This window comes from Burkholderia sp. BCC0044 (genome assembly GCF_902832955.1).
Lineage (GTDB): Bacteria > Pseudomonadota > Gammaproteobacteria > Burkholderiales > Burkholderiaceae > Burkholderia.
The window spans coordinates 1,041,397-1,053,689 of sequence record NZ_CADFDO010000004.1; the positions used below are offsets into that span (position 1 = coordinate 1,041,397).

General features: G+C 67.0%; 16 protein-coding genes. 1 reads left to right on the forward strand and 15 read right to left on the reverse strand.

Annotated elements, in window-relative coordinates:
* The first annotated feature begins 159 nt into the window (after positions 1–159).
* Complete coding sequence (gene flgA, locus HWX14_RS27440) at positions 160–918, forward strand: flagellar basal body P-ring formation chaperone FlgA (protein ID WP_175885456.1); 759 nt, start codon at positions 160–162, stop codon at positions 916–918.
* 26 nt (positions 919–944) lie between these two features.
* Here the strand turns inward: flgA and HWX14_RS27445 are convergent, their stop codons facing one another.
* Genes HWX14_RS27445 through HWX14_RS27515 form a run of 15 tightly spaced genes read right to left on the reverse strand, consistent with a single transcriptional unit; the run spans position 945 to position 12,264 of the window.
* Positions 945–1,703 (reverse strand): glucosaminidase domain-containing protein, encoded by a 759-nt coding sequence (locus HWX14_RS27445; protein WP_175885457.1) that lies wholly within the window; start codon positions 1,701–1,703, stop codon positions 945–947.
* Entirely contained in the window at positions 1,690–2,115 is a 426-nt protein-coding gene (locus HWX14_RS27450; RefSeq protein ID WP_175885458.1) for a hypothetical protein, read from the reverse strand. The genes HWX14_RS27445 and HWX14_RS27450 overlap by 14 nt, the downstream gene beginning before the upstream one ends.
* Positions 2,112–2,399 (reverse strand): flagellar biosynthesis anti-sigma factor FlgM, encoded by a 288-nt coding sequence (locus tag HWX14_RS27455; protein WP_175885459.1) that lies wholly within the window; start codon positions 2,397–2,399, stop codon positions 2,112–2,114. The genes HWX14_RS27450 and HWX14_RS27455 overlap by 4 nt, the downstream gene beginning before the upstream one ends.
* Positions 2,400–2,454: 55 nt before the next feature.
* On the reverse strand, positions 2,455–3,510 hold the full coding sequence (locus tag HWX14_RS27460) for a flagellar motor protein MotB (RefSeq protein ID WP_175885460.1): 1,056 nt from the start codon (positions 3,508–3,510) through the stop codon (positions 2,455–2,457).
* On the reverse strand, positions 3,507–4,379 hold the full coding sequence (gene motA / locus HWX14_RS27465; protein ID WP_175885461.1) for a flagellar motor stator protein MotA: 873 nt from the start codon (positions 4,377–4,379) through the stop codon (positions 3,507–3,509). The genes HWX14_RS27460 and motA overlap by 4 nt, the downstream gene beginning before the upstream one ends.
* 54 nt (positions 4,380–4,433) lie before the next feature.
* Positions 4,434–5,102 (reverse strand): FliA/WhiG family RNA polymerase sigma factor, encoded by a 669-nt coding sequence (locus HWX14_RS27470; RefSeq protein ID WP_244130354.1) that lies wholly within the window; start codon positions 5,100–5,102, stop codon positions 4,434–4,436.
* A gap of 59 nt (positions 5,103–5,161) precedes the next feature.
* On the reverse strand, positions 5,162–5,620 hold the full coding sequence (locus tag HWX14_RS27475) for a flagellar basal body-associated FliL family protein (protein WP_175885463.1): 459 nt from the start codon (positions 5,618–5,620) through the stop codon (positions 5,162–5,164).
* Positions 5,617–6,765, reverse strand: a complete 1,149-nt coding sequence (locus HWX14_RS27480; RefSeq protein WP_175885464.1) for a flagellar hook-length control protein FliK — start codon at positions 6,763–6,765, stop codon at positions 5,617–5,619. Before HWX14_RS27480 ends, HWX14_RS27475 begins: the two co-directional genes overlap by 4 nt.
* On the reverse strand, positions 6,762–7,061 hold the full coding sequence (locus tag HWX14_RS27485) for a hypothetical protein (RefSeq protein WP_175885465.1): 300 nt from the start codon (positions 7,059–7,061) through the stop codon (positions 6,762–6,764). The genes HWX14_RS27480 and HWX14_RS27485 overlap by 4 nt, the downstream gene beginning before the upstream one ends.
* Positions 7,062–7,066: 5 nt before the next feature.
* Positions 7,067–7,456, reverse strand: coding sequence for a flagellar export chaperone FliS (gene fliS / locus HWX14_RS27490; RefSeq protein ID WP_175885466.1), 390 nt, complete (start codon positions 7,454–7,456; stop codon positions 7,067–7,069).
* Complete coding sequence (fliD, locus tag HWX14_RS27495) at positions 7,453–8,820, reverse strand: flagellar filament capping protein FliD (RefSeq protein ID WP_175885467.1); 1,368 nt, start codon at positions 8,818–8,820, stop codon at positions 7,453–7,455. Before fliD ends, fliS begins: the two co-directional genes overlap by 4 nt.
* Before the next feature lie 15 nt (positions 8,821–8,835).
* On the reverse strand, positions 8,836–9,282 hold the full coding sequence (locus HWX14_RS27500; protein ID WP_175885468.1) for a hypothetical protein: 447 nt from the start codon (positions 9,280–9,282) through the stop codon (positions 8,836–8,838).
* 14 nt (positions 9,283–9,296) lie between these two features.
* Entirely contained in the window at positions 9,297–10,604 is a 1,308-nt protein-coding gene (locus HWX14_RS27505; RefSeq protein ID WP_175885469.1) for a FliI/YscN family ATPase, read from the reverse strand.
* Positions 10,601–11,290, reverse strand: a complete 690-nt coding sequence (locus HWX14_RS27510; protein WP_175885470.1) for a FliH/SctL family protein — start codon at positions 11,288–11,290, stop codon at positions 10,601–10,603. The genes HWX14_RS27505 and HWX14_RS27510 overlap by 4 nt, the downstream gene beginning before the upstream one ends.
* Complete coding sequence (locus tag HWX14_RS27515; protein ID WP_244130372.1) at positions 11,287–12,264, reverse strand: FliG C-terminal domain-containing protein; 978 nt, start codon at positions 12,262–12,264, stop codon at positions 11,287–11,289. Before HWX14_RS27515 ends, HWX14_RS27510 begins: the two co-directional genes overlap by 4 nt.
* Positions 12,265–12,293 lie beyond the last annotated feature (29 nt).

Sequence of the window (12,293 nt, forward strand, 5' to 3'; positions counted from 1 at the left end):
GTTGAGTCATGGACGGAACGGAGGTTACGGGCCAGCAAGCGACGACGCGAAGAATGTGTACAGAACTTGAACGCGGCGCCTTCGAACCGCGGATGCCGCATTCGGCATGCGCGTGCCGCCTCTATAATCGAGCGACCTTCCATTGCAAAAAGGCACGCCATGCCCGCAACAGGCTTTCCGACGCGACTGATCGAGCACGTGATGCTGGCGGCCGTGGCAAGCGGATTCGCGATGCCGCTCGCGGCATCGGCCCAGGTATCCGCGCCGGCAACCGCAAGCGCGAGCGATCCGGCCGTCGCGCAAGTGGAAAAGGCGGCCCGCGCATGGCTCGCGCAGTACGTTGCCGAACACGCGCTGAGCGAACCGCGGGCTTCCGCCACGGTCACGGCGCCACGCCGGCCTGCTCCAGCGTGCGACGCGCCTTACGACATCGTCGCGACCGACACCCGGGTACTCACACGGATGCGCTTTTCCGTGCGTTGCCCAAGTGAGTCCCGCGCCACGGTCTATACGGTGAAAGCGCACATCGATGCACCGGTGCTGGTGGCAACGGCCGCGCTGGCACCCAACCAGCCGCTCTCCGAAGCCAATTTCACACGAGACGTGCGGGACGTCGCGCTCACCCCCGATGCGCTGACCGATCCCGCGCAGGCGGTCGGCCGCACGCTGCGGCGCGCGGTCAGGGCCGGGCAGGTGATTCAGATGCGGCTGCTCAAGGGAGTGGAAGTGATCCGCCGTGGTCAGACGGTGCAGATCGTCGCGGATGGGAGCGGCGTGCAGGTATCGGTACCGGGCACGGCCATGCAAAGCGGCGCAATCGACGACGTGATCCGCGTGAAGAACGCGAGTAGCGGCAAAATCGTTACCGCGCGGGTAACGAGCGCTGGCACCGTCGAACCGATCGGCGCAAGCAAGTAAACAGAATGGCAGCCGGCGGCGGAGCGTCAGCGAACCATTCCCTTCACCTGCCGCGCCATCGTCACGAACTTGCTGACGTAAGCGGGATCAGTCGCGTAGCCACCGCGCTTGAGCGCGCTGGCGAACGCGTGCGCATCGTCGCCCGTGTTGAGCGCGCCGGCATAGCGCGGCGAATCGCGCAGCAACGTCGCGTAATCCAGAAATGCGCCGGCATAACCGCGGTACGCGCGGAAGTGATCAACCATCTTCACGGGCGCACCGTTCACGTACTCGGTGGTGGCGGCCGCGGCCGATTCGCCCTGCCAGCCGCCCGCGGACTTGATGCCGAACAGGTTGTGCGTGGTCTCGCCGCGCGCATTCTTCAACGGCCTGGTGCCCCAGCCGGACTCCAGCGCCGCGTGCGCGGCGATCAGTTCGGGCGCCGTGCCGATCATCGCACCTGCGCGTCGGGCGTGCGGCATGATCTCGGCGAGAAACGCCTGCTGCTCCGGGCCGTCCGAATGCGCGATCGCCGCGCCGGGGCCGTCCGGTATGCGGTGCCCGGCGTCACGGCCTGCCTCTGCGCGGGCACGCATCGCATTGGCCCACGCCACGGCTTGCGACGACAGTTGCAGCTCGGTCGTGCGCTCGAAGCCATTGCGGATCGTGCCGCGAATGTCCCGGTCGAGCGACGCGTACAACGACCCGAACCCGGCCGCCGATGCGCGCGCGGGTGCGGCGGGGGCCGGCGAATCGGCAACCGTGCCCGGCACGGCGGGTGCGAATACGACATCAGGCCGGAACATAGGTATGGCGCTCTCCGTACATCAGGCGCTCCATCGCGTCGTACTGGGCTACCAGCAGCCTGCTGTTGCGGCGCGTGAGAGCCTGGCAGCGGGCTGCCAGCACCTTCACCTCGGCGCAGCGATCGACGAACGACGCCCGTTGCGTCGCGTACCTGTCTCCGGCCAGCAAACGCCGCCCGAACGCCAGCACTGCGCCCGGCGCGTGGCCGAGCCATTCGGTGCGATGACGGCGACGCAGCTCGATGGCATCGGCTTCCGCGGCAATCGATCTCGCAAGCGCGCCCAGCTTCGCGGTATCCAGCCTCAGCGCCGCGGCGAACTGATCCTCGAGCAGTTGCGCGAGCCTGCGGTAGCCGACGCCATCGGCAGCGACATCCGCGAGCAATTGACGGGGGTCACCCTTCGTGCTCATCCACGGCCCCCGTGGTAGCGCTGAATCACGCCCGCGAGCGTGCCGGCATCGAAGCGGATGTCGCCGGCAGCGAGCGCGGCGCGAACCGCGGCCACCCGCGCCGTATCGATTTCCGGTGTGCGATCCAGTGCAATGCGCGCGGCGTCCAGCACCTGGCGATCACGGGTCCTTTCATCCGGCGCCTCGAGCGGGACTGCCGGCGCCTTGCGCTGCGTGTCCTCGTTGCGTGGTGCGCTGTCCGTCCCATTGATGGCGGGTTGTCCCGCCAGATTCGCGATTCGCATGATGTCACCTTGCGGCCCAAGCGGCCCTGAAGTTTGTCTGTACGCCCTCAACCCGTCAGGACGACGGAATCGACGGGCCTGTTAAATCTTTTTTGCCGTCGGGCACGACATCGGCCGGCGAACCGATCCGGCTCGCGTCCGACTCGCCGGCAGAGGCGGCGTTGACGCCACGCGTGAGCGGCACCACATGCTCCGGGCGCCCGAACATGGTCTGGATCGTGCGGGCCCGCTCCGGCGTCAGCATCAGGAATTCGATGCGGCGATTGATCGGGGCGCGGGGATCGTTCGCCAGCGGCGCCCGGTCGGCCATGCCGACGACCTGCAGCACCTGCCTCGATGCCATGCCGCCTTCCAGCAACCAGCGCCGTGCGGACATGGCGCGGTCGCCCGACAGATGCCAGTTCGAGCGCGAGCCAACGTCCGTGCCGCGATAAGGCACCGAATCGGTATGTCCGATCACGAGCATCGAATTGCCGGCCGCGCCCATGAGCTCGCCCAGTCGGGTCAGGACGGGCTGGAACGGCTCCGAGGGTGTCGCGCCGCCACTCACGAACACGCCCCGTTCATCGGTGTCATGCAGCACGATGCGCAGGCCCATCGGGGTGACGATCGCCTGAAGGTTGTCGCGCAACCCGGCTTCTTCGGCCAGCGCGCGCACGCGTGCGGCCAGCGCGTGCAGCGCCTCCCGGGTATCCGCGACCGACCCGGCGGACGTCATGACATCGGCTTCGTTGCCGGCGACACGAGGCGTCCGACCGTCCGGCAACGCCGCGGAATTCAACACGGCGGTGCCCTCCAGTACACCCGAGCCGCCGTCGTACATCATGCTGTCGGCCATCTCGCCAAGCTTCAGGCGCGCTTCCTCTTCATCGCGCGCGCCCAGCACCCACAGCAGCAGGAACAGGCACATCAGCGCGAGACAGAAGTCGGCAAACGCGATTTTCCAGCTGCCGCCGTGGTCGTCGTCGTGACCACGACGGACGGCGCGCTTGACGATCAGGTCCACATGCCCGCTGCTGCTGCGCCCACCCCGCTTGGGGGTGGCGAGTGCCGCCGGCGCGGCCGGTACGACTTCGGCCGTTGCAACGGTCGGTGGGGTGTCGATGCTCATACGCGGCCACGGTCCAGTTGCCCGATCCAACCTTCCAGTTGCACGAAGCTCGGCTTGTTGGTGAGCTGCATCAGGCGACGGCCGGCGTCGATCGCCAGCAGCGGCGGCTTGCCGGCGGCAAAGGTCACCAGCACCACCTTCACGCACTCCAGGTCCGACATCTCCGCCTTCATCACCTGCCTGATCAGGTTGGACAACGGGTCCAGCACGCCATAGCAGAAGAAGATGCCGATGAACGTGCCGATCATCGACGCGGCCACTTTCTCGGCCAGTTCGGCCGCGCTCGCGCCGTCGCTCAGGCCGTTCATGGCCATCACCACGCCCAGCACGGCGGCCACGATGCCGAAGCCCGGCATGGCTTCCGAAATCTTCTGGAGCGAACGTGCCGGCTGCTCCTGGTCTTCGTGAATGGCGACCAGCTCCTGTTCGAGCACGCTCTCCAGTTCATGCGCGCTGATCCTGCCCATGGCCATCAGGCGGAAATTGTCGACGATGAAGGACAGCAACTCGGGATCCGCCAGCACCATCGGATAGCGCTGGAAGAGCGGACTTTCGTGCGGACGCTCGACGTGATTGTCGAGTTGCTTGAGGTCGCGGCCGATGTTCAGCAGTTCATACATCACCAGCAATTGCTGGCGTTGAAATTCCTTGTTGGCCGTCCGCTTGGGCAAGGTCATGACCTTGCGCAACTGCTTGCCCATCTCGACCAGCACGTGGCGCGGATTGCCGAGGACCAGTGCGCCGACGGCGGCGCCGACGATGATCAGCAGCTCGACCGGCTGCCAGAGCTTGCCCAGGTCGCCCCCCATGAACATGAACCCGCCGAATACGCAGGCAAGCACGATGAAAATGCCGAATAGCTGTTGCATGATTCCCTTCCGTCCAGATGCCGCTCCGTGGGAGCGGCAGACGATTGTTCGATGTCAATGCTGGACGAGATGCTTGCGCATCTTGTCCAGCGCGTTCTTGTTGATCTGGCAGATCCGCGCCCGGGTGAGACCCAGCACCGCGCCGATCTCGGCCTGGTTCAGATCGAGTTCGTAATAGAGCTGAATGACCTGCTGCTCGCGTGCATCGAGCACACCCAGCGCCTCTTCCAGCGAGCGGCGCTGGATGATCTGCCCTTCGATGCCGTCGTCGCCGCCGTACTGATCCGCACCGTCTTCCAGCAGCGCGTCGAAACTGACGAACGCCTGTGCGCTGTCGTCCAGCTGCAATTGGTCGTACTCGTCCCCATCGATTTCCAGGGCATCGCACACTTCTTCCTGGGTAGGCTCGCGCCCCAGCTCGCGGCGCAGCGTGCGCTCCGCGCTGCGCAAGCGGTGCGCGCCCTGGCGTGCGGAACGCGGACGCCAGTCCTGGCGCCGCAACTCGTCCAGAATCGCGCCGCGCACACGCACCCGCGCGAAATGTTCGAACTCGTCGTCCGGCTCGCCGTAGCGGCGCAGCGCTTCGAGCAAGCCCATCAGGCCGAGCTGCTCGAGGTCGGCGGTGTCCATCGCGCCGCCGGCGTGCGAACCGAGCTTGCGCACCGTGCGCTTGACCAGCGGCGCGTAATACGCCATCCAGCGTCCTTCGTCGGCGGCGGACATCGCGTGGCCCGCACGCTGCACGCTTTGGTATTCGGTGTAAGTCGTTGCAGTCATCGCATTCAGTCCATCATGACCTTCGTTACCATTACCTTGTCGAAGGGCCGGCGGTCGACGCCGCCGTACGCGTGTTCGTACGCGTTGTCGAGCAACGCGGCCAGTTCGATCGGCCCCATCCGCAGCACCTCGGCCGACGTGCGTCCCGCCAGTGCGCTGTAGGCCGTCGCGCGCAGCACCGGCAAGTGTTCGCGCACCTGCTTTTCGTGCCTCGCGCCGCGGGCGGAGAACACGAGATCCAGCACCAGATAGCGCGGGCGCATATCGCCCTCGCTACCGCGCAGCATCACGATCAGTCTTTCCAGTGGCACGTAACGCGCGCCGGCATCGATCGGCAGGCGAGCGGGCTGGGTACTGACGACGGGCTGCGTGCCAGCCGTGCGTGTCATCACGAAGGCCGTGGCCCCCCCGACGCCTGCCGCCACGGCAATCGCAATCGCCGCGGTCATCAGATTCGGTTTCATGTCGTTCCCTTGTTCATGGGCGCCGTATCGCGCAACCCGAGTTCGAATGCGGTATCGTCGTCAGCCGCCGCCAGCGCACGGCCCGGATCCTGTCGTGGTGTGTCGTCGCGTGCGTGACGGTCGCGGCCGCCGGACGCGTCGGCATCGGTATGCGCGTGCCGGTTCGCGGACACCTGCACGGTGACGTCGCCGCCATGGCGCGCGCCGAGATCCTGGCGCAGACTCTCGCCGATCGCCTGCAACTGGCGCACGACGTCGGCGTGGGTCGCCGACAGATGAACGGCGATGCCCCTGGCGTCCTGATGCAACTCGATACGCACCGACCCGTTCAGATGCGGATGGAGCCGGATTACGGCATGACGGATGTCCTGTGTCGTCTGCACGCTCAGGCGATCACCCAGCGCGTCGATCAGCTTCTGCTGCGGCTCCGTCGGCGTACGCGCGGCAGCCGACGACGGCGCCGGCACGTCGGCGGGTGCCACACCGGCGCGCACCGCCCCGTCACCTGTCACGGTCGACGGGCCGGCGAGCACCGTGGCTTCGGCCGCGACACGCGTATTCAAGGTCGGCGCCGGCGCGACGTTCATGCCGCTGCCGCTGTGCGAATCGGCCGAAGCAGGCGTCGCGCCGAGCCGCTGGGTGAACAGGCGCTCGGCCTGCACCGGATCGATGGCTTCCCGCGCCTCGGCGGGCGACCCAGGCGCCGGATTGATGGCGCCGCGTGCGGACAGGTCCGCCTGTACGGCAGATTGCCCTGCCGCACGTGCCGGCCCAAACGCCTGAACAGCACTGGACGATGCACGGGCGGACGCCGCGTCGTCGGCCACGGTAGCGTCGGCTGTCCGCGCGTCCAGTGCCAACATCAGCCACGGCGCGGTCATAGCGCCATCCTGGAAGGACGGCATCGCGCCGATCGGCGCTTCCGCATCCAGCACTTGCGCCAAGGCCAGAACGACCCGGACATCACGCGCCTCGAACGGATCGGTTCCGGTATCGGTATCCGTGCCGTCCGGCGCCACGGCGCCGGACGCCAACAGGTGCTCAAAATCACTCGGCAACGTCGGCTGCCACACACCGGGATCGGCCACCAGCACGGACGCGCCATCCGGCGCGAGACCGCCGACCGTGGGAAGCCTCGCCATCATGACGGCTCCCCTTGCGCGGCATAGGCCTCCCAGCCCGCTCGCCGGGCGTCGAGGTCATTCATGAGCGCGATCAGCCGCTCGGATTCCAGCGCCAGCAACACGATGGCAGCGCGATGCGCCACCTTCAGCAGTTCGAAGGCTTCTCGCTCGGTGATGCTCAGCATCCGTCTGGTCGCCATGCCGCTCACGACGTCGTGAACTTCATGGTTCAGGCGCCCCAGCGCATCGAAATCGCGCTTCATCGTCGCGTGTCGTACCCGCGACGCGAGTCGCAGCACATAGTCGGTCTGGTCCATCACGGTCATCCGAAGCGTCGATCCACGCCTTCCCAGGCCGCCCGCAGCGTGCGGATCAGCGTCGAGACTTCGTCGATGATGGTCGGATCGAGCGTGAGCCCGGCTTCATTCAGGCGCGCGGTACAGTACGCGTACAGTCGACCGAGATTGATCACGACCTCATTGCCGCCGTCGAAGTCAAGCGCGCTCGTCAGGCCGTGCAACATGCCGATGCACTTGTTCACACTGTTGCCCTTCTCTTCGTAGCGCCCGGCTTCGATATGAGCCCGGGTGCGCGCCATCTCGTCGAGCAGGCCGTCCATCAGCACGATCACCAGACGCACCGGCGACGCGCTCGCCGTCTGGCCCGCGAGGTTGGCCGCCTGGTAATCGTCATAACCGGGTTGAATCATCATTTCTTGTTCCCGCGGAAATCAGCAAGGTTGTCGAGCAGATCCATCGTGTGCTCCATCCGCTTCTGCAGTTCCGCCACACGCGTGAACTGGGACAGATATCGGGCATAGACGCGACTGTATTGAGCATCGAGCGACACCGCCTTCTTGTTCAACGATTTTTCAACATGTTCGACGGAATCCTGACGGTTCTTGATCTGGCCATCGACGGACGACGTCCACATCTTCAGATAGGTGTCCATGCGCCTGGCGATGCCGCGGTCGCCGTCGGTGAACAGCGCATCGAGTCCATTCGGGTTCCTGTCCAGTTCCTTGCCCAGCTTGACTGAATCGAACGACAGCTTGCCGGCACGGTCCGCGGAGATGCCGTAGTCAAGCAACCGTGCATCGCTTGCGGTGCCGCGCAGCAGGTCGTTCATGCGCTGCTGCAGGTTGCGCACGCCTGCATCGCCCACGAACGGGCCGGCCTTGGACGGATCGTCGGGATTGACCTTCGTCAGCTCGGCCAGCACCTTCATCACTTCGTTGTAGGCGTCGACGAACCCCTGCACGGCCTCGGTCGTGCCGCCCTTGTCGAGCCCGATATCGAGCAGCAGCGGTGTATCGCCGGCAGACATTGCCCGCGTAAACGTAATGCCAACGCCCTGGATGCCGGTGAAGGTGTTCGAGCCTTGCCGAATCTCGACGCCGCGCTGGCCGCCCAGCACGAAGATCGCATCACGCGCCGCCGCGAGCTCGTCGGGAGCGCCCGACAGCGCAGCGGCCAACGCCGCATCGTTGATACCCCGGGTGTCGAGCGACATCCCGCCGGCCTCGCCCGTCGCGCCGGAGGTCAGCACGAGGCGCTGCCCGCCGTCGATCGTGACGATCGACGCGGACACCTTGCGCGCGTTACCGGCGGCCTGGTTGATCGCGCGAGCCAGTTCGGCCGGCGACACATTGCCGCCGGCATCGGCATTGGCGGCAGAAAGATCCACGTCGAACGATTCGCCGTCCGCGAGCGCGATCCTGAGCGTGCCGGCATCGTCCGCGCCATACGACGGAATGCCCTTGTACGCCACCTGATGCGCCGCCGCGAGTTGCTTGACGAAAAAGTCATAACGGCCCGGCTGCGCGCCGGCACCTGCCGTGACCTCGCCCAGCGCCGGATTCGACAGCGAGGCCTTTTGCTTGACGATGCGGCTGGCGCCCGACAGGCCCTGCAGCGACGTCTGGAATGCGCTCAATGCACCCTGCAGCCTGGTGAGTGCCGCCTTGGCGGCCGTGTTGCCGGCTTGCTGGCTTTTGAGGCGCTGCCGCGCCCGCTGCATGTATATGTCTGCCAACTCTTTGGCGTCTACGGCTGGGATTCCGATACTGCCGAACATGGCATTCCTCGTTGATCAGGATGAATGGGGGGACGTGCTTCCCTGCGACAGCCGCGTGCGCAGCCATGCCTGGGAAGCCTGTTGATCTTCGCGTTTGCGCTCTCTCGCGCGCTGCTCGGCTTCGAGCGCAGCGACCTTCTTGCGGCGGACCACGTCGATCCGTTCGTGCCGCAGACGCGCATCGCTCAAATCCGCGCGCAGCGACGCCACCATCGCCTCGTGGCGTGCCAGATCGCATGCGTGCCGGTGGATCAGGTCCGCCATCGCGGAACGGTAGCGCGCGCCGTTCATCGCGTGGGCCGGATGCACGTGTACGCCGGTATCGACGCTTTGCATCAGCACGGTCATTCGCGAGATATGGCGGCGATAGCGCGCGCCTTGCTCGTCGCACACAGCGATGTCGGCACTCAGCCGGTCCACTTCCCTCGCGCGCATGGCGACGAGTTTCGACAGCCCGGTCACGACACGTCGGGTATTCATGCGGCGATCTCCATCAGGGTTTCGAGCGTCGCATCCCGCGACGCGGCTTCGTCATGCGGCTGGCACAGGAAGGCCGCGATCCGGTCATGCATCTGCACGGCATGGTCGGTGGCCGGATCCGCGCCGGCCACGTAGCCGCCCAGCGGAATCAGATCGCGCACGTCGGCGTGGCGCGACATCATGTCCTTGACCTTGCGCACCGCATCGATCTGCTCGCGCGGCGCCACCTGCGACATGCAGCGGCTGACCGAGCGCAACACGTCGATCGCCGGGTAATGCCCCTGCGAGGCGAGATCGCGCGACAGCATGATGTGGCCGTCCAGAATGGCACGGGCGGTATCGACCACCGGATCCTGTTCGTCGTCGCCTTCGGCCAGCACGGTGTAGATGGCGCTCATGCGGCCCGCGCCTTCGCCGTTGCCGGCACGCTCCACCAGGCGCGGCAACATGCCGAATACCGAAGGCGGATACCCGCGCGTGGCCGGCGGCTCGCCGAGCGCCAGCGCAACTTCGCGCTGCGCCATCGCATAGCGCGTGAGCGAATCGACCAGCAGCAGGACGTTGCTGCCGGCATCGCGAAAATGCGCGGCGATGGCATGGCAGAGCTCGGTCGCCATCAGGCGCATCAGCGGGGATTCGTCCGCCGGCGCCACCACGACGATGGCCTTGGACATGCCTTCGGAGCCGAGCGCGTGCTCGATGAACTCTCGCACCTCACGGCCGCGCTCACCGATCAGGCCGACCACCACCACGTCCGCGACGGTCTGGCGCGTGATCATGCCGAGCAGCACGCTCTTGCCGACGCCGCTGCCCGCAAACAGGCCGACCCGCTGCCCGCGGCCGAGCGTGAGCATGGCGTCGATCGCGCGCACGCCGACCGCCATCACGCCGTCCACCGGCTGCTTGCGCAGCGGGTTGACGCGCGACGGCGCCAGATCGAGAACGGCGTCGCCGACGAGCGGGCCGCGGCCGTCGATCGGTTCGCCCAGACCGTCGACGATGCGGCCGCGCCACGCGGGGCCGATCGACAAGGTGCGCGTGCCATCGTCCGCGAACACGCGCGCCCCGGCGGCCAGACCCTCGGCAGGCCGGAACGGCATCAGGTACGACACGCCTTCGCGAAACCCGACCGCGCGCGCGGCGAGCCAGCCGTCCGATGCGGTTTCGATACGCGCGAGCTGGCCGGTTGCGAACGCATAGCCTGTGACTTCAAGCAACAGGCCCGAGACGGCGGACAAGCGTCCGACCGGTCGTGCAACGGGAACGTCGCCGAGATCGAGCTTGCCCAGTGCGGCGTCGCTCATGCTGACGCTCCTTGCGCACCCTCGGCAGCCACGCGCGCGAGCTGCGCGGCAATCCGTTCGATGCAGGCGGCAAGACGCTGGCCGCAGCCCGCATCCATTTCCACGTCGCCGGCCTGCACACGGCATTCGCCGGGCGCCAGCCGTTCGTCCGGCACGAGTTGCCAACCCCGTGTCCGCTCGGGCGCCGCGTCGGCGATACGCGTGTAGTCCGCCGGGTTCAGGCGCACACTGACGGACTCGGGCACCCTGGCCAGCGTGTCGAGGGCTTCGTCGACGAACGCGAGAATCTGTTCGGGACGCGCGTCGAGCTCCGCCCGCACAACCTGGCGTGCCACGTCGCGCACGAGCGCGGCCACTTCGCCGCGCACCTTGCGGCGATACGCTTGCTGGACACCCTGAAAGCCCGCAGCGAGCGCATCGATCGGCGCGATCAGTGCATCGAGCGCCGCGCGCATGTCACTGCGTGCCGCATCGGCACCGGCACGCTCGCCATCGGCAAAGCCGTCGGCATGACCGGCGTCGTAACCGGCTTGCCGCGCTTCGTCGAACAGCGCTTCGGCCGGCGCCGCGTGCAACTGCGTGGCGAGCAGGCCGACCTCGTCGGGCAACGCAAACGCGGCGTGCTGCTCGCTGGCCGCCCGAACGTGTGCCAGCGGCGGGAACACATGGCGTCGGTATGCCTTCATCGCAGCACGTCCTCCACGACGAGCTGCAGGTCGATCTCGCCGTCGACAGCCAGCACGCGGATGACGTCCATGATCTCGCGCCGCGCGGCTTCTACCTTGCTGGCGGGCGCCGGACCCGCACGGCGCAGCATGTCTTCGAACGCCTGTGCCGCGCGACGCGGCATCGATCGCAGCAGCGCATCGCGCACGGCCGGGTCGGCCCCCTTCAGTGCAACGCCCCACAGTTCCATATCGACCCGTTCGAGGATGACCGCGATGGTCTCGTCGCCCTGTCTGGCGATGACGGCAAAGTCGTAGATACGGTTTTCCACCGCGGCCACCAGATCCGGATCGCGTGCGCGCAGCAGTTCGACCACGCGCATGCGATCGCCCGGCAAGCGATTGATGATGTCGGCGGCCTGGCGCACCCCTTCCACGGCGGTGCTCTGCGTACCCAGGTTGGCGATACAGCTGTCGACCACGGCTTCCAGATCGCGCAGCAGGTCATAGTCGATTTCGGTCAGGCGCGCGATGTCGAGCAGCACGTGTTCGCGTTGCGCTTCGGGCAGTGCCTGGATCACCAGGCTGGCCTGCTCGGGCGGCAGGAAAGCCAGGAACATAGCCTGCATGCGGACATGCTCGTCGCGCAGGCGGTCGGCCAGCCATTGCGGCTGCGCCCATTGCAGACGCGCCATCTTCGGGCCGATCACGTCGCCGTAGATCTTGTTGAGCACGCTGTTGGCCACCACGCCGCCTAGCGCCATGTCCAGCGAGCGCTGCAGGAACGAGCGCGACGCGCCGCGCACGCTGCTCTGCGCGCGGAAATTCGCAAAGAAGCGCTCGATGGTGTCCTGCACGGCATCGATCTTGACGCCCTGCATGCGTGACATCACGAGCGTGACGCCCAGCAACTCTTCACGAGACAGGCAGCGCAATACGCCCGCCGCGGCCTCTTCGCCCATGCTGAGCAGGATAATCGCAGCACGATCCACCATGCCGAGGTTCAGGATCGGCGCGGCGGGTG